Source organism: Ensifer sp. WSM1721 (assembly GCF_000513895.2).
In the GTDB taxonomy this organism is placed as follows: domain Bacteria; phylum Pseudomonadota; class Alphaproteobacteria; order Rhizobiales; family Rhizobiaceae; genus Sinorhizobium.
The window spans coordinates 1,554,055-1,573,325 of record NZ_CP165783.1; the positions used below are offsets into that span (position 1 = coordinate 1,554,055).

At 63.2% G+C, this 19,271-nt stretch carries 18 protein-coding genes; 7 read left to right on the forward strand and 11 right to left on the reverse strand.

The genetic code is table 11. The annotated features are described in order from the left end of the window. Positions 1–263: 263 nt before the first annotated feature. Positions 264–1,862 (forward strand): hypothetical protein, encoded by a 1,599-nt coding sequence (locus M728_RS24830; RefSeq protein ID WP_245269742.1) that lies wholly within the window; start codon positions 264–266, stop codon positions 1,860–1,862. 53 nt (positions 1,863–1,915) lie between these two features. After that, complete coding sequence (locus tag M728_RS24835; protein ID WP_084044620.1) at positions 1,916–2,689, forward strand: hypothetical protein; 774 nt, start codon at positions 1,916–1,918, stop codon at positions 2,687–2,689. 314 nt (positions 2,690–3,003) lie between these two features. Here the strand turns inward: M728_RS24835 and M728_RS24840 are convergent, their stop codons facing one another. The 8 genes from M728_RS24840 to uxaC are packed head-to-tail and all read right to left on the reverse strand — an operon-like array spanning position 3,004 to position 10,076. After that, positions 3,004–3,342, reverse strand: a complete 339-nt coding sequence (locus tag M728_RS24840; protein ID WP_026621959.1) for a cupin domain-containing protein — start codon at positions 3,340–3,342, stop codon at positions 3,004–3,006. A gap of 7 nt (positions 3,343–3,349) precedes the next feature. Continuing rightward, a complete protein-coding gene (gene kduD / locus M728_RS24845; protein ID WP_026621960.1) occupies positions 3,350–4,114 on the reverse strand; it encodes a 2-dehydro-3-deoxy-D-gluconate 5-dehydrogenase KduD in 765 nt (254 codons plus the stop codon). After that, a complete protein-coding gene (gene kduI, locus M728_RS24850; RefSeq protein WP_026621961.1) occupies positions 4,111–4,959 on the reverse strand; it encodes a 5-dehydro-4-deoxy-D-glucuronate isomerase in 849 nt (282 codons plus the stop codon). Before kduI ends, kduD begins: the two co-directional genes overlap by 4 nt. 29 nt (positions 4,960–4,988) lie before the next feature. Further along, on the reverse strand, positions 4,989–5,750 hold the full coding sequence (locus M728_RS24855) for a FadR/GntR family transcriptional regulator (protein WP_026621962.1): 762 nt from the start codon (positions 5,748–5,750) through the stop codon (positions 4,989–4,991). 7 nt (positions 5,751–5,757) lie between these two features. Continuing rightward, entirely contained in the window at positions 5,758–7,041 is a 1,284-nt protein-coding gene (locus M728_RS24860; protein ID WP_026621963.1) for a TRAP transporter large permease, read from the reverse strand. Positions 7,042–7,045: 4 nt separating this feature from the next. Beyond that, positions 7,046–7,606: a TRAP transporter small permease gene (locus tag M728_RS24865; protein WP_026621964.1), complete on the reverse strand. Its 561-nt coding sequence runs from the start codon at positions 7,604–7,606 to the stop codon at positions 7,046–7,048. Positions 7,607–7,658: 52 nt separating this feature from the next. Then, positions 7,659–8,636: a TRAP transporter substrate-binding protein gene (locus tag M728_RS24870; RefSeq protein WP_026621965.1), complete on the reverse strand. Its 978-nt coding sequence runs from the start codon at positions 8,634–8,636 to the stop codon at positions 7,659–7,661. 30 nt (positions 8,637–8,666) lie between these two features. After that, entirely contained in the window at positions 8,667–10,076 is a 1,410-nt protein-coding gene (uxaC, locus tag M728_RS24875; RefSeq protein ID WP_026621966.1) for a glucuronate isomerase, read from the reverse strand. 183 nt (positions 10,077–10,259) lie between these two features. Between uxaC and M728_RS24880 the strand changes: the two genes are divergently transcribed. Beyond that, positions 10,260–11,279, forward strand: a complete 1,020-nt coding sequence (locus tag M728_RS24880) for a Gfo/Idh/MocA family protein (protein WP_026621967.1) — start codon at positions 10,260–10,262, stop codon at positions 11,277–11,279. A gap of 168 nt (positions 11,280–11,447) precedes the next feature. Here M728_RS24880 and M728_RS24885 read toward each other — a convergent pair whose 3' ends face one another. The 3 genes from M728_RS24885 to M728_RS24895 all read right to left on the reverse strand — a co-directional run bounded on the left by M728_RS24885 (position 11,448) and on the right by M728_RS24895 (position 13,589). Beyond that, entirely contained in the window at positions 11,448–11,624 is a 177-nt protein-coding gene (locus M728_RS24885; RefSeq protein WP_156943501.1) for a hypothetical protein, read from the reverse strand. Positions 11,625–11,894: 270 nt separating this feature from the next. Further along, entirely contained in the window at positions 11,895–12,731 is an 837-nt protein-coding gene (locus M728_RS24890; RefSeq protein ID WP_026621968.1) for an amidohydrolase, read from the reverse strand. Between the two features lie 72 nt (positions 12,732–12,803). Beyond that, positions 12,804–13,589, reverse strand: a complete 786-nt coding sequence (locus M728_RS24895; protein ID WP_026621969.1) for an IclR family transcriptional regulator — start codon at positions 13,587–13,589, stop codon at positions 12,804–12,806. Between the two features lie 371 nt (positions 13,590–13,960). Here M728_RS24895 and M728_RS24900 point away from each other — a divergent pair, with 371 nt between their 5' ends. From M728_RS24900 to M728_RS24915, 4 genes are all read left to right on the forward strand, one after another. Next, positions 13,961–14,695, forward strand: coding sequence for an SDR family oxidoreductase (locus tag M728_RS24900; RefSeq protein WP_026621970.1), 735 nt, complete (start codon positions 13,961–13,963; stop codon positions 14,693–14,695). Between the two features lie 21 nt (positions 14,696–14,716). Next, positions 14,717–15,562, forward strand: coding sequence for a fumarylacetoacetate hydrolase family protein (locus tag M728_RS24905; RefSeq protein ID WP_026621971.1), 846 nt, complete (start codon positions 14,717–14,719; stop codon positions 15,560–15,562). Positions 15,563–15,589: 27 nt separating this feature from the next. Next, complete coding sequence (locus M728_RS24910) at positions 15,590–16,867, forward strand: L-fuconate dehydratase (protein WP_026621972.1); 1,278 nt, start codon at positions 15,590–15,592, stop codon at positions 16,865–16,867. 218 nt (positions 16,868–17,085) lie between these two features. Further along, positions 17,086–19,095, forward strand: a complete 2,010-nt coding sequence (locus M728_RS24915) for an AI-2E family transporter (RefSeq protein ID WP_026621973.1) — start codon at positions 17,086–17,088, stop codon at positions 19,093–19,095. Positions 19,096–19,271: the final 176 nt, after the last annotated feature.

Consider the following 19,271-nt stretch of genomic DNA (forward strand, 5'->3'; position numbering starts at 1 on the left):
TCGTGCAGTCGCGGCTGGCCGGAGGATCCGTCAGGGATCATAAGTCCGGTCCGACGTGCAACAGCCCTGCTTTCCCCTGTGGGGACGGCCGAACCACGGCAGTTCCGTGGTATCTCACTCGCCAGAGGTCGGTTGGTGCGACCCTCTGCTTCATTCCATTCTGCCTCGTTATGCTGCTTGGATCTCCCGCAATAAGTCAGTCGGCAACGGACGATAGATTTGCCCCGCAAGATGCGGAGATACGCATCTCGGAATGGCACGCGTTGTTTGGCGGCGTAGCCGAGGCGGCGCCGCTTCACGACGTTTTTATGATCGGGACAGATGGGACGCTCGAAATTCCCGACCTCAGCCGCCTGCCAGCCGCGGGTCTACGTGGGGGGGAACCAGCGAAGCTGATAGCCGACCGCTTGCAAGCCAGAAGCGGCAGTGAGGAAAGTCCCGTCCAGGCTGTCCAGCAAGCAACGCCGGCACCAGAAGAGCAGTCATTGCCCAAGCATGTCGAGCGGCGCCCGCCAGCGGAACAACCGCGCATGGTAGAGCCTTCGGCGACCGAGCTATCGCAAGCCCTGGAACGCGAGCGGTCCAGGGTGGAAGCTTTGCTTCGTGACCTCGCGGCCGCCCGCATGGAGCTCGAAGCGGCTCGCCAAGAAGGGCGTGCGGCGCGTCAGGCCGCTCAAAACGATGCGCTCCGGTACAAACAGGGTGTCGCGGCGGAGCGTCAACTGAGCGCCACCTTAACGCAGGAGCTCAATGCTGCGTGGGCCGATCTCAAGGCCATGAGCGTTCAATTCGAGCAGGCAGCGAACGCGTCGGTGCAAGCGAGGGAGGCTGCGGAAGCCGCGGTCAACGAGGCTGATGAGATAGCCGCCCGCGAACGCGCCAAGAGCGCCGCACTGGAGCAAGAACTCCTCGCGGCGCGCGAGGATCTCGACGCAATCAAGAACAGTGCGCAAATGGCCGGTAGTGAGCGTGAGGAAATTCTCCGCCGGGACCTGGCGGCGGCTAGAAGGGACCTCGATGCTATGCGGCGTGCTGCCGACGACGCAGGCGCGCAGGCGCGAAGAATTGCCGAGACGACGGCAGAACGTGAACGAGCCCTGCAAGAGCAGCGTCAAAGAGCCGAAGGCCTTGCCCGCGACCTGACAGTAGTTCTGCGCGAGATGGAAGATTTGAGGGCCAAAGCGGCTGGAGCGATGAGATCAAAGGCCGCTGCGCTGCGAGCACGACACGCTGCGGAGGTGTCCCTGGCCGATGCGAAACGGGCGTTCGATGAGGAGCGGCTCAAGCTTGGGCCCTACAAACGCGACCTCGCCGAAGCCCGCCAATCGACCGCTGCCGCCGAGGCTCGGGCCAAGCTGGCCGCGGCAGAGCTGGCTGCCGCGGTGCAAGCTCGAAAGGTCGCAGAGGCTGCGGCAATGAGGGCTGGCGCAGCACTCGCATTGGAACTCGAGAAGGGAAGGTCGCTCGCGCGCGACCTCGACACCGCTCGGCGGGAACGCGACCTCGCAAAAGAGGAATTGAGCCGGGCCTTAGCGGCGCGGCGTACGGCGTTGGAGGACGAGAGCGATCGGGCGAATGGCCGCGACCCGGCGGCGGCGCGCAAAAAAAAGCAAAGCCTCAAGGCCCGAACTGAGCGCCGCATGGAGGATACCGAGGATGTACCAAAGGCGCGCGCCGGCAACCGCGCAAGTGAACGTTCAAAGGCCACTGTACGGACAGGTGCTCGATCGGTCGGTTATTCGGGGTCGCGGGAGATTCGCAGGGTGAAGGCCCGCAAGCCAACGCCAGCCGTTCGATCGGTGACGATTGTGCTGCCCGACGCGCTCCTGCCCAGGCGGTCGCGGGCGCCTGGCCGCTGGTAAGGAGGGTGGAAAGGCATTTTTCGAGGTTTGCTTTGTCCAGAGATGAGGGACGGATGCGCACGTATCTAGCTGCCACCACATTGTTGATCGCAGTTGCGATCGGGCCGACTTCGGCTCTGGGCCTCAGCGTCGGTGCCAAAGCCGGTGGTATTGGGGTCAGCGCCAGTGTGGGGGCTGGCAAGAATGGCGCCTCGGTAGGGATTTCCGCGCGAGGCGGCGGATTGGGCGGAGCAAAAGCCGGGGCCTCGGTCGGCAGGAATGCTGGCATTGGCGCCGGGGGCAAAGTCGGCGGTGTGGGAGCCGGCAAGACTGGCGCCTCGGCGCGGACTTCCGCGCGCGGCGGCGGAGGAGGCGGAGCAAATGGAGCGGGAGCGCACACTGGTCCCGGCGGTGCTTTACGAGGTTCGGCCGCGGGCTCCGGTTCACTGGTAGGTGGTGGTGCCAGCACGACCGCCGGCATTGCTCCCTCAAAGGGCGCACGACCATCCGTCGTCCTGCCGCGCAACCTTTGGCCGTCAGCTACGCGCGCCAAATACGACAGTCGGGACTATCCCTCACGTTTTCCGGCGCCAACTGCAGCAATTTCGGGTACCGCACGCGCCGTAGTTCGAGTCTGCCGCCAGGCAATAGCGTCGGCTGCGTCACCCTTTGGCGCCGTGCGTGTGCGCGCGGCAAGCGCCGGTCCTCTGCACCGGAATCGCCGAGGCGCGCTTACGGCCCCGCTCGCCGTGCGCATAGACTATGCGGGGCAAGGCGGCATCGAGATACGTCAGGCGCGAATCAGGTGCCACCTCGACTCGTCCGGCAGGGTCATCGCGGTGATTTAAGCCGCTCCGTTCGTCCATATGACCGTCGTCCCGACAAAGCCGCCGGAGATACTGAGGAGGAAGATTTTGATCGGCATAAGGATGCCTGGACGTAGCTAGGCTAAAGGAAGGCGCCTCCATGCGGCCAAGCATCTCATCCGCAGCCGTACCGCAGAGGCAAGTGTCCGGCCCGTCCCGGCACGACTCATGGAGCGCTGCATGAAAACAGCCGCCGAAGACAGCGTGCCCCGAATGCGTTTGGGTGTTCGGCGCACGGCGGATCAGCGAAGAGATGCTCTGTTCATCACTGGCAACGAGGTGCCGCACTTCGGCGCCTATTTCAAGAAATCGGCGCGGTGCGGGGTGAAGCTGTCGATGAGGCGGCCTGCCTCCAGCGCCTTGACGCCATGGACCACATTCGAGGGCGCGATGAAACTGTCGCCGGCCGAGAGAATTTCGCTATGACCGTCGACAGTGACTTCGAACTTGCCCTCCGCGACGTAACTCGCCTGAACGTGCGGATGAGAGTGCGGCGCGCCGATGCCGTCTTTTTCGAAAGCGAATTCGACCATCATCAGCTCGTCTGTATGCAGGATCACCCGCCGCCGGTTGCCCTGTCCGAGATCGACCCATTCACCTTCATTGCCACGGGCGAAAAGCTTCGCATCCATCATCGTCTCCTCATCTCGCGAGCCAGCCGCCATCGACCGGAATGACGGCTCCATGCATGTAGTCCGAGGCCGCGGCGAGCAGGAAAACCGCCGCGTCGCCAATATCGTCCGGCGTGCCCCAGCGGCCCGCCGGAATTCGCTCGAGAATGGCGGCGCTTCGCTTCTCGTCGGCGCGGAGCGCCTCGGTATTGTTGGTGATGATATAGCCGGGCGCCACCGCATTCACGTTGATGCCCCTGGCAGCCCATTCGCAGGCGAGAAGCCGGGTAATGCCCAGAGCGCCGTGCTTGGACGCCGTATAGGAGGCGACGCGTATACCACCCTGGAAGGAAAGCAGCGAAGCGATGTTGACGATCTTGCCCCGTCTTTCCTCGGCAATCACGCGGCGGCCAAAGCCTTGACTGAGGAAGAACAGGGATTTGAGGTTGACGTCGATCACGTCGTCCCAGTCGGCTTCGGTGAAATCCACCGCGTCGGCGCGGCGAATGATTCCGGCGTTGTTGACGAGGCCGTCCAGAGGACCTTGCTCGTTCCATAATTCGTCAATGAGCGAGCGGGCCGCATGGCGGTCCGAAAGATCGGCACGGGCCGAAATGAAGCTTCCGCCAGCCTCGGCAACTTTCTTATCGGTCTCGTCCATGGCGGAGCGGCCGACGCCGATCACCGTGCCGCCGGCGCGGGCGATCGCGACGGCAACGCCCTGCCCGATTCCCGTATTGGCACCGGTGACGACGATGCGGCGGCCGGCAAGGCTGAAGGCCGACGGCACGCTCATCGAAGCGTCTCCATCGGCACCATCTCCACATCGGTATAGTCGACATTGTCCCCGGCCATGGCCCAGATGAAGGCGTAGCTTGAGGTTCCGCAGCCGGAATGGATGGACCACGGCGGCGAAAGCACGGCCTCTTCTTTCGACATGACGATATGGCGCGTTTCGGTCGGCTCACCCATCAGATGCAGAACGCGAGCGCCGTCGGCGAGGTCGAAATAGAGATAGGCTTCCATGCGCCGGTCGTGCACGTGGCAGGGCATGGTGTTCCAGACCGAGCCCGGGGCAAGCTGCGTCATCCCGACGACGAGCTGGCAGGTCTTCACGCCTTCCGGGTGGATGAACTGGAAGATCGAGCGCTCGTTCGAGGTGGCTGCACTGCCAAGGTCGATGCGCTTGGCATCGCCGATGCGAATGTGGCGGCTCGGCAGCGCCTGGTGAGCGGGGGCACTCAGCAGGTAGAATTTGGCAGGGACCGCCGGGTCCTCGGACGAGAAGGCAACCTCCGTTCCCATCCCCGCATAGATCATGTCGCGCGACTCGAGCCGGAAGCTCTCGGTGCCGATCTCGACGCGGCCCGCACCACCGATATTGACGGCGATGAGTTCGCGACGGTCGAGAAAGCGAGGCGTGCCGGTCGGACGAATGGCCTCGAGCGGCAGAGGGGCGTCGGTCGGCATCGCGCCGCCGACGATCATGCGGTCGTAATGGCTGTAGGTGAGCGCGATGCGGCCCGGCCGGAACAGATCGCCGATGTGGAAGTTCGCACGCAGCGCATCGGTATCCATGCGCGCGGCCGCCGTAGGGTCGACGGCATGGCGGATCGTGTAGTCGATATGGCTTGCGGTCATCGGCTGTCCTCGGATTGAAGAAAAGAAGATCAGACCCTGCGCCTGTCGGTGCCCCATTCGGCCTGCTGGCCGCTTAGCCGGGCGCGATAGCGTTCCTGGCTGGCGGTCAGGTGCGCGCGCATGGCGGCACGGGCAGCGTCCGGGTCGCTGGCGGAGATCGCCTTCAGGATTGCCAGATGCTCGCGCTGCAGGCTTTCCTGATATTCACGCGAGAGCACGCTGTCGGTACCCCAGGGCGAGGCGATGTCGCAGGGGATCGCCCGCGTGCCGAGCGCGTCGAGCACCTCCACGTAATAGGGATTGTTGGTGGCGGCCGCGATCGCCCGGTGGAAGGCGAAGTCGCTCTTGCCGGTCGCCTCGCCGCGCTCGAGCAGCCGGTCGAATTCGAAAAAGGCCTCCTGGATCTGCGCCTCTTGGGCGGCGTTGCGCCGAAGCGCCGCAAGACCCGCACTCTCGATCTCGAGCCCCATGCGCACCTCGATCACGTTCAGGGCATGGGAGATCTTGTTGCCGACGTCGAGGCTGATCGAGCCGAAGGCAAGCGTCGGGTGATCCTTGACGAAGACGCCTGCGCCCTGCCGCGCCTCGACGAGGCCGTCGGCGGCAAGAGTGGCTATCGCCTCGCGGACCACGGTGCGGCTGACGCCGAAGAACTCGCTCATCCGACTCTCCGTCGGCAGCTTCTCACCGGGCGGAATTTCGCCCTTCAGAACCTGCTGCCTGATCGCGCTTGCGACGCGCTCGGAAAGCTTCGGTTTGCGCTCGATCTTGAATTCGGCCAGGAATTCCATGACGCCATCACCCTTTGAATACGCTCGGTAGCCAGAGCGAAAGGGCCGGAACATAGGTGACGAGCCCGAGAACGATCAACCCCGCCAGATAGAAGGGCCAGATGCTGCGCATCGCCTCCCAGACGGAGATTCTTCCGACCGCGCAGGCCACGAATTGGACGGCCCCGACGGGAGGAGTGTTGAGGCCGATGCCGAAGTTCAAGATCATGATGACCCCGAAATGGACCGGATCGACACCATAGGCCATCGCCACCGGCAGGAAGATAGGGGTGCAGATGATAATCGTCGGCCCCATATCCATGAAGGTGCCGAGGAACAGCATCAGGACGTTGATCAGGAGGAGCACGATGATCGGGTTCTCGGAGATCGTGTTCATCCAGTCGATCAGCGCCGCCGGCACCTTGAGGAACGCCATCAGCCAGGAGAAGGCGGCAGCCATGCCGATGATGAGCAGGACCATGGCTGTCGTGCGCACCGCGCCGAAGGTGGCGTGGACGAAATCCTGCCAGCTCATCTGCCGGTAGACGAAGACCGTCACCGCGAGGGCGTAGAGGACGGCGATGCAGGAGCTCTCGGTCGCAGTAAACACGCCCGACCGAACGCCGCCGAAGATGATGCCGATGAGCAGCAGGCCGGGGGTCGAGATCAGCAGGAAGCGGCCGACCCTGGCGAAGCCGGGGAAGGACTCGGTGGGATAGCCGCGGCTGCGCGCGACGAAATAGGCGGTGACCATCAGCGCCGCCGCATAGAGCAGGCCGGGGACGATGCCGGCGGTGAAGAGATCCGCGATCGAGATCTTTCCCCCTGCCGAGATCGAATAGATGATCATGTTGTGCGAAGGCGGCAACATCAGCGCGATCAACGCCGCCATGGAGGTGACGTTGACGGCATAATCGGCGCCGTAGCCGCGCTCCTTCATCTGCGGGATCATGAGTCCGCCGACCGCAGCGGCCTCCGCGACTGCGGAGCCGGAAATGCCGCCGAACAGTGTCGCGGTGACGATGTTGACTTGCCCCAGACCGCCGCGGATATGCCCGACCAGCGAGGCGGCGAAGGCGACGATCTTCTGGGCGATGCCGCCGCGCACCATCAGGTCTCCGGCGTAGATGAAGAAGGGAATGGCGAGCAGCGAAAACACGCTCATGCCGGAATTCAGCCGTTGGAAAATGACGAGCGGCGGCAGCCCGAGATAGAGCACGGTGGCGAAAGACGCGACGCCGAGGCAGAAGGCGATCGGCGTGCCGATCAGCATCAGCAGTGTGAATACGCCGAAGAGGATCATCATATCCATCTGGTCACGCCTTGACGTTCGCGGTGTCGAGTTCGGCGGCAACTTCAGCCGGCGGCATTTCGTCGAGCAGGTCGTCGATCGGCTCGCCGGCAAGGCGCAGGACGATGCGCTCCAGGGCAAACAGACTGATGAGGACGCCACCTGCGACCAGCGGCACGTAGCTCCAGCCGCCGGAGATCTGCAGCGATGGCAGAATCGTGTCTGAGGTGAGGCGGACGAGCTCGATCCCGTACCAGATCATGCCGATGCCGAAGGCGAGGGCGACCAGATCGGAGATCATGCGCAGCCACTTCTTGCCGCCTTTCGGCACCACATAGAGAAGCACGTCGAATCCGAGATGGTAGTTTTCGCGCACGCCGACCGCGGCGCCGAGAAAGATGAACCAGCTCATCAGCATGACGGCGCCGGGCTCGGTCCAGCTCGGCGAGTCGTTCAACACGTAGCGGCAGAACACCTGCCAGGCGACGATGGCCGTCATCACGACGAGGCCGGCGCCCGCGAGCCAGAGCGAGAGCGTGCTCAGCCAGGACAGTGCGCGGCCAGTTTTTGCCAATCCGTTAGACACGGCTTCATTCCTTCGAAGGGACGGGCAGGGTTCAGCCTGCCCGTCGGTCTTGTCACTGAACCGCCTGGACGTCCTCGACCATCTTTTTGAGGACCCGGTCCGTGACATGCTTTTCGTAGACCGGCTTCATCGCGTCGATGAAACCCTGTTTCTCGGGCGTGGTGATCTTCGCGCCGGCCGCCTCGACCTTCGCGCGCGACTCGTTGACCTTGGCCGTCCAGAGCTCGCGCTGCTTGGCGACGCTGTCCTTGGCTGCCTGCCTGAAGATCTCCTGGTCTTCCGGGGTCAGCTTATCGAAGGCGGCCTTGTTCATCACGAACACTTCCGGAAGAATGGTGTGCTCGTCGAGCGAGTAGTTCTTGGCCACCTCGAAATGCTTGGCGGTATCGTAGCTCGGGAAGTTGTTCTCCGCGCCGTCGATGACGCCCGTCTCGATCGCCGAATAGACTTCGCCGTAGGGCATCGGCGTGGCATTGGCCCCGAGTGCGGCCACCATGTCGACGAAGATGTCGGACTGGATGACGCGGAACTTGAGGCCTTTCATGTCGGCGACCGAAGTGATCGGCTTCTGCTTGTTGTAGAAGGAACGCGAGCCGGCGTCGTAGTAGGCAAGCACGACCAGCCCGGCGCCTTCGAAGGCCTTCTTGATCTGGTCGCCGATCGCGCCGTCCATCACCTTGTGCATGTGGTCTTCCGAACGGAAGAGATAGGGCAGCGCCGGAACGATCGATTCCTTCACCGTGCCGTTGAAGGGTGCCATTGAAACGCGGTTCAGCTCGATGACGCCGGAGCGCACCTGCTCGATGGTGTCCTTCTCCTCACCGAGCTGCGCGGAATGATAGACCTCGACGGCATAGCGGCCGCTGGTACGCTCCTTGACCAGCTCACCGAAATACTTGACCGCCTCGACGGTCGGATAGCCGTCCGGATGCGTGTCGGACGAGCGCAGCACCGTCTGGGCATTGGCCACCGTGGCCATGAATGAAGCGGCAACCAACAGACCTGCCGCCAGTTTGGCTAGAATTTTCATGCTTTCCTCCCGTTTCGCACGATTGATGTATCAGAGCCGGTAGGCCTTCTTTGCGAGGCCATAGGCAAGGTCTCGAGCGAGCTCGTACGCCTCTTCCTCCCTGAGGCGTTGTTCCGCGACAAGTCGCGCGAGAAAGGCACAGTCGACCCGGCGGGCGATGTCGTGGCGCGCGGGGATCGACGGGAACGCCCTGGTGTCGTCGTTGAAGCCGACGGTGTTGTAGAAACCGGCCGTCTCGGTAGTCATCTCGCGGAAGCGGCGCATGCCTTCCGGACTGTCGTGGAACCACCAGGCGGGGCCGAGCCTCAATGCCGGATAGACGCCGGCGAGCGGCGCCAGCTCGCGCGCATAGCTCGTTTCGTCGAGGGTGAAGAGAATGACGGTTAGGTCGGGCTCGACCCCGACGGCATCGAGCAGCGGCTTCAGCGCCGTCACGTAATCCGTGCGCGTCGGAATGTCGAAGCCCTTGTCGCGGCCGAACTTTGCCATGATGGCAGGCGAATGATTGCGGAAGGAGCCTGGATGAATCTGGACGACGAGCCCGTCATCGAGGCTCATCTTCGCCATTTCGGTCAGCATCTGAGCGCGGAACAGCCGCCGCTCGTCCGCATCCGCCTTGCCGGAGCGCACCTTGCCGAAGAGGGCCGCGGCCTCTGCTTCCGAAAGATTGGCCGTCTCCGCCGTGGCATGGCCGTGATCCGTGGAGGTCGCTCCGGATTCCTTAAAATAGCCGCGCCGGGCGCGATGCGCATCGAGGTAGCCTTTCCACGTCCCGGTATCGGCGCCGGTGATCTCGCCGAGTTTGTCGAGATTGGCTGAAAAGCCCTCGAAATCCGGATCGACGACCGCATCCGGCCGATAGGCCGGGACAACCCGTCCCTTCCAGCCGCTTTCGCGGATCTTTGCGTGCCAGGCCAATGGATCCAGTGCGCTGTCGGTCGTGGAGATCACTTCTATGTTGAAGCGTTCATAAAGCGCGCGAGGGCGATAGGCCGGGCTCGCCAGGCATTCGGCGATGCGGTCGTAGAGCCGGTCGGAATTGGCGGCCGACGGAAGCTCGTCGATGCCGAAGAGATTGGAAAGCGTATAGTCGAACCAGAGCCGTGTCGGCGTCCCGCGAAACAGATAATAGTTCTCTGAGAAACGCCGCCAGATCGCGCGGCCATCTTTTTCGACCGGCGAGCCGTCGAGCGTCGGAACACCGAGGTCTTCCAGCCTCACGCCCTGGCTGAACAGCATGCGGAACACATAGTGATCCGGCACGATCAGCAGTTGCGCGGGATCCGGGAACGGCTCGTCAAGCGCATACCAGCGTGGATCGGTGTGCCCATGCGGGCTCACGATCGGCAGCGCGTGCACCTCGGCATAGAGGCTGCGAGCAAGCGCCCGTGTGCGCTCGTCCCCCGGAAACAGAAGATCTGGATCGATCAGCCCCGCCATTCTAGCCCGCTCCTCCAACAGGTCCGTTATGGCTAAAACCTGTAAAATATAATGTCAACATACAAAATTGATGAAGTTGTATGATGAATTTATTGCCCGGCATCGTTCCTGGGTATAGACAGAGCTTGGGAGTGGGGAGGAAAATCATGTGCACGCGCAGGATTTTTGACTGAGGGGAAGGCGATGGCAAAATTGCGCATCGGCGTGATCGGGCTCGGCATGGCCGCAGCGCCGCATGCCAAAAGCCTGCTTGACCTCAAGGACAGGGTCGCGGTCGCTGCCGCCTACAGCCCCACGCCAGCGAGGCGGAAGACGTTTTCCGAGACCTACGGCTTCGCGGTTTGTGACACCGCCGAAACGATTTTCGATGATCCGTCGATCGCCGTCGTCATGGTGCTGACGCCGCCCAACACGCATCTCGATCTCACACGCCGGGCAGCCGAAGCGGGCAAGCATGTGCTTCTCGAAAAACCGCTGGAGATCACTCAGGAGCGGGCCGAGGCGCTCGTCGAGGTGGCGGAGCGTGCCGGCGTGAAACTCGGCATCGTGCTTCAGCACCGTTTTCGTCCGGTCAGCGAGGCACTTGCCGGGCTGATCAGTGAAGGGCGCCTCGGCGAGATCGTCAGTGCCTCGGCCCGCCTCCATAATTGGCGGCCGCAAAACTATTACGATCAGCCGGGACGCGGCACGCGGGCGCGCGATGGCGGCGGCGTGCTTCTCACCCAGGCCATTCACACGCTTGACCTGCTGATTTCGCTTGCCGGCCTTCCGGACGAGGTCAGAGCCTATGCGACGACCAGCAAGGTGCACCGCATGGAGACAGAGGATCTGGCGATGGCGGCGATCCGCTTCCCAGGCGGAGCGATTGGCACTGTAAGCGCGACCACCTGTGCCTATCCCGGCCATCCGGACGAGATCGACATCATCGGCACACGCGGAATGGCACGCCTCGGCGGGCGAAGCCTTGTCGCCTCCTTCCACGACGGAACGGAATTATCGATCGAAGACGAGGCGGCCGGCGGTGCCGGCGCCGATCCCATGGCGTTCCCGCACCACCATCACCGCGCTGTGCTTACCGATTTCTTTGGCGCTGTCGAGGATGACCGCGAGCCGCGGGTCAACGGCCGCGAAGCGCTGAAGGTTCACCGCTTGATCGACGCAATTCTGAGTGCTGCCGCAAGCGGCGACCCGCGACGCCCTTGAAGGAAGTTGAAAGCGCTCGATGCGAGGCGCTGTACTGCATGATTCCTTAAATCGGAATCGATTTAAGGACAAAATCATGCAGCAACTCAAAGTGCTACGGCGACCTTTGCGCGTCCGATTGGACGCGCGGCGCTGTAGGTCTGCGTGCATATCTTTCGGCGACCCGCGCTAGTTCCGCCCGTCATTCGGCTGCGTCTTGTCGCCCTTCTTCTTTTTCACGGTCGTGGCCGTCTTCGCGTCCGGCTCCTGGCCGTAATAGGTGCCGCCCAGATGGCCGCCGCCGCTTGTCCTCTCGGCCTGCTTGCGCGACTTGGCTTCGACTTCCTCGCTGTCCGTCTTGCTCATTTCGAACTCTCCTCATCTGTTGGGACCGCCCCTTAACCACCGGCAAGCTCCTCTGTTCCGATTTATCGCTGGCGCGCGCGCGCACGGCCTTCCAGCCAATCAAGTCACCTTGTCGCGACCGGACGGCGCTGGGAGGGTGTGAATGCAGGAAAAGCAGGAGCGCCGCTCGGCGGCCGACATGAGCCGGCGTCGGATTCCGGCCGCGGCCGCCGTCAAGACGCTGAACGCGGAGTTCATGGCAAGCTTCGCCGACTGAAAAAATCGCTTCGCTCAGGCAAGCTTCCAGAGACGGCGGGCATTGCCGGCAAGTACGCGCGTCCTGTCTTCGAGGCTGACGCCGGAGAGCAGCGCCTGTGTGGCTCCGACCCACGTCGAAAGCCCGCCGCCGAGCGTGCAAACCGGCCAGTCGCTGCCCCAGATCATGCGGGAGAAGCCGAAACTTTCGACGACGTGAGCGAAATAGGGTTTCATATCCTCGAGCGTCCAGTTTTCCGCGCCGTAGGCTGGGAGCCCAGAGAGCTTCACGGTCACGTTCGGCCGGCGCGCTATTTCGGCCACCGGCCCGTTCCAGGCATCATAGCTGCCGCTCTTGATGTCCGGCACACCGCAGTGGTCGAGCACGAAGGAGACGTCGGGGGCGAGATCGGCAAGTGCGATCGCCTTCTCGATCTGGTGCGGCAGCACGCAGAGATCGAAGTTGAGGCCGGTGCCGCCGAGGCGGCGGATGTTCTCGCGGAAGAGCGGTCCCTCGGAAAGCTCGTCCGGCATCACATGCAGAACGCGGCGGAAGCCGCGCACGAAAGGATTGGCCCTCACGCGGTCCAGATAGGCGGGAAAGTCGGGCGATTCCGGCCGGCAGGCGGCGATAGCGCCGACCAGCAGGCTTCCCGGCGCTTTTGCCAATTCTTGGACCATCCCGGTTTCGGCGTCGATCTCAGCCTCGGCCACATCGACTTCCATGTGCAACGCCGCCGAGATGCCCAGCCGGCGAGCTTCCCGCGCATAGGTCTCGTAGGTGAACTCCGCGTTGAGCGGCGGCACGTCGGCGAGCCATGGATAGGAAAGCCGCTGCCGATAGATGAGATGCAGGTGGGTGTCGATGATCATATGGGTTCTCTCCACGAAGACTGGAACACTGCCACATGAAAATGGACTGTTCAAATACGAATCAGGCGCCCGTCACGCCTCGCTCTTGAAGCCCGCCCCAGCCATCTCGGACAATTTTCGCGTCGTGTCGACGATGAGCTGGATGGTCGAGGAAATATCCGGAGCCGACGTATTGATGAGGGTGATGTAGGGCACGGTCAATGCGGCGATCGCCTTTCCGTCCGCTCCGAGAACCGGCGCCGAAAGGTTGATGACCCCTGCGGTCTGGGCGCTCGGCATTATCTCGTAGCCGCGCGAGCGGATGAGGTCGAGGCGCGCCAGGAATTCAGACGTCACCCGCTGGTCGTCGCCAGAGCTGCCGAGATTCTCGGCGATCATCCGCTCGCGCTCCTCCGGCGAACGGAAAGCCAGCAGCACATGGCCCGAACCGGTGTCGAAAAGGCCGATGCGTGAACCGACCCGGATGGAAATTCCCCAGTAGCCGGGCGCTTCCTGTTGGGCGATGACCACCGGGTTGCCGCGGTCGAAGACCACGAGCTGATTGGCCTGCTGGGAGATCTCGGCGAGTTCGCGCATCAGCGGTACGGCAAAGGAGACGAGGCGCCTCACCGGCGCGTGCAGCTGGGCGAGCCCGAAGAGCTTCAGCGTCAGGAAAAAGCGGTCGCCGTCGATCTTCGTCACGTAGCCGCGTTTCACCAGCCGGTCGAGCATCCGATAGAATTCGTTCGGACTGCGTTCGAGGCGCTTGGCGATCTCCGCCTGCGTCAGCCCCCCCTCAACCCCTGCGAGGAGCTCGAGGATGTCGAGGCCCTTGTCGAGCGCCGGCGCGCGGTAGCGGTCATTTTCCTCGTCGGTCAAGGGCTTTTCTCGCGGTGAATAAGTATCTGCATATACGCAAGCAGAACGCCGGACAAGCGTTAGACCTTGACGATGCGGGCGTTATCAGTTTGCATATGAATGAAGTTCTTATTGGTGAGAGCTGACGAAGCCTATGGGAGGAGAAGACGTCGAGACTACTGGCCGGAGCCGCAGCCGGCGCGATCCTATGTGCTTGCGCAGGCATCTACATCGGCGATACGATTCGCACACGCCTCACCATTCATTCGAAGAAAGACGATCCGAAGCGGGAGGGCGTCGGCCGCGTCGTCGGGCCGCCCGCGGCCGACCACATCCACATCGTCGAGCGCAGGCCAAAGGCCGCCTGAATATTCGACTAGGAAAGGAGTTCCATGTCTCTGCCTCTAGACAGCAAGCGGGTGCTGGTCACTGCCGCCGGCCAGGGCATCGGCCGGGCGAGCGCACTCGCCTTCTCCCGCGCCGGCGCCGAAGTGCTCGCGACCGACATCAATCCCGATACGCTGAAGACGCTGGACGGCGAAGCGGGCATCAAGACCCGTGTCCTGGATGTCTTGAAGGACGAGGCGGTCGCCGTCACGGTCGCCGAGGCCGGGCCTTTCGACGTGCTTTTCAACTGCGCCGGTTTCGTCCATGCCGGCTCCGTCCTCGAAATGTCCGACAAGGATCTCGACTTCGCCTTCGATCTCAATGTCCGCGCGATGATCCGCACGATACGGGCGGTGCTACCCGGAATGATCGAGCGCGGAGGCGGCGCCATCATCAACATGGCGTCGGTCGCCTCGAGCATCAAAGGCGTGCCGAACCGCTGCGCCTATGCGGTGACCAAGGCGGCAGTGATCGGCCTCACCAAATCCGTCGCCGCCGATTATGTCGGCAAGGGCATACGCTGCAACGCCATTTGCCCCGGCACGGTCGAGAGCCCGTCCCTGCAGGAGCGCATGAAGGCGCAGGGCGACTACGAGACGGCGCGTGCCGCATTCGTCGCCCGCCAACCGATGGGGCGGCTCGGCACACCCGAGGAGATCGCCGATCTCGCCCTCCATCTCGCCACCGCCACCTATACGACCGGCCAGGCCTATGCCATCGACGGCGGCTGGACCATCTGAACCACTGGAAGGATTTGATTCATGAAGCTTATGCGCGTCGGCCCGCTTGGCCAGGAAAAGCCGGCCATCCTCGACAGGGACGGCAAGATCCGGGACCTCTCCGCCCACGTCGCCGATATCGGTGGCGCGGCGATTTCTCCCGATGGTCTCGCCAGGATAGCCGATCTCGACATTGCCGGCCTGCCGGTCGTGCCGGAGGCCACGCGTATCGGCGCTTGTGTCGCCGGGACGGGCAAGTTCATCTGCATCGGCCTCAACTATTCCGACCATGCGGCCGAGTCCGGCCTGGCCGTGCCGCCGGAACCCGTGATCTTCATGAAGGCAACCTCCGCCATCTGCGGACCCAATGACGACGTGCTCATTCCGCGCGGCTCGGAGAAGACGGATTGGGAAGTAGAACTCGGCGTCGTCATCGGCAAGACGGCGAAATACGTCACCGAAGCGGAAGCGCTCGACTATGTCGCCGGATATTGTGTTGCGCACGACGTCTCCGAGCGCGCCTTCCAGACCGAGCGCTCAGGTCAATGGACCAAGGGCAAGTCCTGCGACACGTTCGGCCCGATCGGTCCCTGGCTCGTTACGAAGGATGAAGTGCCCGACCCGCAGAACCTTGGCATGTGGCTGACCGTGAATGGCGAGATGATGCAGAACGGCTCGTCGAAGACGATGGTCTTTGGCGTTGCCTACCTCGTTTCCTACCTCAGCCAGTTCATGTCGCTTCACGCCGGTGACATAATCTCGACCGGAACGCCGCCCGGTGTGGGGCTCGGCATGAAACCGCCGCGCTATCTGAAGCCCGGCGACGTCGTCGAGCTCGGCATTGAGGCGCTGGGCACGCAGAAGCAGACCTTTCGCGCCGACGCCTGACCAATATTCAAAGAAGAACCAAGACCCATGACCAAGATCACCAGCCTGCGTTCCATCGACCTGCGCTTTCCCACATCGGCGAGCCTCGACGGTTCGGACGCCATGAATCCCGATCCCGATTATTCGGCTGCCTATGTCATCCTCGGCACCGACAAGGCGGGCCTCGATGGACACGGGCTGACCTTCACGATCGGCCGCGGCAACGACATCTGCTGTGCCGCGATCGAGGCGATGAAGCATCTGGTCGTGGGTCTGGATCTCGATTGGGTGAGGGAAAATCCGGGCCGCTTCTGGCGGCATGTCACGGGCGACAGCCAGTTGCGCTGGATCGGCCCGGACAAGGGCGCCATGCATCTTGCCACGGGCGCGGTCGTCAACGCCGTATGGGATCTCCTCGCCAAGGAAGCCGGCAAGCCGGTCTGGCGGCTCGTTGCGGAGATGAGCCCGGAGGAGATCCTGTCGATCGTCGATTTCCGCTACCTGACCGATGCCATCACGCCCGAGGAGGCGCTCGCCATCCTGAAACGCGCCGAGGCGGGCAAAGCGGAGCGCATCGCCATCCTCGAGAAGGAGGGCTATGCCTGCTACACGACCTCGGCCGGCTGGCTCGGCTATGACGACGCGAAGCTCCGCCGCCTCTGCAAGCAAGCGGTGGATGAGGGTTTCGAGCACATCAAGATGAAGGTCGGCCGCGACCTCGAGGACGACAAGCGGCGTCTGAGGATCGCGCGCGAGGTGATCGGCGACGATCGCTTCCTGATGATCGACGCCAACCAGGTCTGGGAAGTGGGCCAGGCGATCGACTGGGTGAAGGAACTCTCCGTCTACAAGCCCTTCTTCATCGAGGAGCCGACGAGTCCCGATGACGTGGCGGGCCACAAAGCCATCCGCGAGGCGATTGCCCCCGTCAAGGTGGCGACCGGCGAGATGTGCCAGAACCGCATCATCTTCAAGCAGATGATCGCCGGCGGGGCGATCGATATCGTGCAGATCGACAGTTGCCGCATGGGCGGACTGAACGAGGTGCTTGCCGTCCTCCTCATGGCCGCGAAATACGGCCTGCCGGTATGGCCGCATGCCGGCGGCGTCGGCCTTTGCGAATATGTCCAGCACCTGTCGATGATCGACTATGTCGCCGTTTCGGGCACCAGGGAGGGCAGGGTCATTGAATATGTCGACCATCTGCACGAACACTTCCTCGACCCGTGCCGCATCGAGAACGCCGCCTATATGCCGCCGTCGATACCGGGCTTCTCGATCGAGATGAAGCCGGAATCGATCGTGGCCCATACTTTCGCGGGTTAGCGCTCGTGCTCCGATGCAACGTGTAGTCATGCGCTCGCGCCTGTAGCCCCTAGGCTCCTTCGCGCACTGCCCTACTTGCTTATCAAGACTCTTCCGATATTCGGCTCACCCCGATCTCTGGTAGTGGAGGAGGCTTGACGGGCGGCTGCAATCATCTTGGCCGAGGTGCCGCGGAGCGGCGCTGGACTGGACCGAGACGTTTGCGGCGTGGGGCTACGATGCTGAGGTTTGCGCGGAAAGCTAACGACAATCGGGGCGTATCCACCAGCGGTTTGCCGCAAATCTCGCTCGCGCCGGCGGCGAGAGCGCAGCCTTCGAGGCTTCCGACGCTCGCAGCAACGGCCCTCACGGTCGCTGTTCTCTATTTCGCCCACGAGGTCTTCCTGCCGCTCGCGCTTGCCATTCTGCTCACGTTCGCACTCGCGCCGGTGGTTTCGAGACTGCGCAGGGCGGGCTGTCCCCGCTCGGTTGCCGTCATCGGTACCGTAACGATGGCCTTTCTGTTCCTCTCCGCCTTCAGCGTCATTGTCGCCATGCAGATCAGCGAGGTGGCGCAAAATCTCCCGACCTATCAGTACAACATCGTCGAGAAGGTCAGGACGTTGAAGGAGGCGGGTTCGGAAAACCAAGTGCTCGAACGCCTCAGCCGCGTCGTCGAGAGGATTGGCGCGGAAATCAGCCGACCCAAGCCCGAAGCGCGCGTCTCACCGGAACCGGAGCCGGAGCGGCGACCCGTTCTCGTTGAGATATTTTCTCCCGAGCGACCGATCGAGACCCTGAAGAACATCGTCAATCCGCTGCTCGGTCCTTTGGCGACGACGGGTCTCGTCATCGTGGTCGTCATCTTCATGCTTTTCGAAAGGGAGGAGTTGCGCGACCGCTTCATCCGGCTGGTCGGTTACGGTGACATGCACCGCACCACCGAAGCCCTGCAGGATGCGGGCGTTCGGGTCGGGCGATATCTGCTCATGCAACTCGTGGTGAATATCACCTACGGTGTTCCGCTTGCGATCGGCCTCTGGCTGCTCGGAATACCCTATGCGACCCTCTGGGGGATGCTCGCCATCGTGCTCCGCTTCGTTCCCTATATCGGTCCGGTCATCGCAGCGGCTCTGCCCCTGTTCCTAGCCTTTGCCGCGGCTCCGGGTTGGAGCCTGCTGGTTTGGACGGGGGCGCTGTTCATTGTCCTCGAGCTTCTCAGCAACAATGTCGTCGAGCCTTTGCTCTACGGTTCGCGCACCGGCCTGTCGCCGCTTGCGATCATCGTTTCGGCGATTTTCTGGACCTGGCTATGGGGACCGGCCGGCTTGGTGATGTCGACGCCGCTCACCGTTTGCCTCGTCGTTCTCGGCCGTCATGTGCCGCAGTTCGAGTTCCTGGAGATCCTGTTGGGCAACGAGCCGGTTCTCGACCCGAAGGAGCGCCTTTACCAGCGTCTGCTCGCCGGCGATCCGGAAGAGGCGACGGACATTGCGGAGGAGATGCTCGAGGAGAAATACCTCGTCGAGTTCTATGACACGGTTGCGATCCCCGCCCTGCTCCTCGCAGAAAGGGACCGCGCAAGGGGCGCTCTGACCGATACCCAGGCGGTCCAGCTTGCGGAGAGCGCGGGCACGCTCGTCGCCAATCTCGAGGAAATCGCCGGCGAGGAGGAAGGGGAAGAGGAGGATCCGGCCGCCGAAGCAGCGGATCGAGACGAGGCCGATGGATATGATCTGCCGCTTGGAGAGGGGAGATCCGTCCTTTGCATTGGAGGGCGATCCGAGCTCGACGACGTGACCGCGACCATGCTGTCCCAGATCATCTGGATCCAGGGCGCGGAGGTCGCGTCCGCCGGTCACGAGGCACTGAAACCGGGCAACATCAGAAGTCTGGCGGTCGAAGGACGCAACGCAATAGTCGTAGCCTTTCTCGATAGAGACTCCACCCGACACGCGAAGTTCATCGTGCGCCGGCTCAAGCGTGTCGCTCCTCAGGCGCGGATCGGTGTCGTGCTTTGGCAGGAGAGCCGTCAGCCGGGAATCGAGGCGGGCGCTCGCCTCCCGGACGAGCTGCAGGCGGATTTCCTCGCCTCTGCAATGGTCGAGGCGGTTCGGGAGGCTCTCTCCGACGAGGCTCCCCGGCCATTGAAACTCGGACATCCGAAGATCGGCCGCCGTACTCCCGCGCGCAGAGGCAGGCGCAACGAGAAGAAGGGCAAAACGCCGGCAGGCGAGACCGCCGGCTAGAGCATTTTGCAGTCAGGTGGCATCACCCGACGTAGCACAAATGCGGCAGATACGAATGGATGGAGCGGCGGCGCGAACGCAAGTGAGCGTATCTCGCTCTAGCCGTCCCGGTTGGCCGAGCTGTTTGCGTAGCACTTATCGAGCGGTGCCGGAACAACTGGAATTTCGCGGCGTTG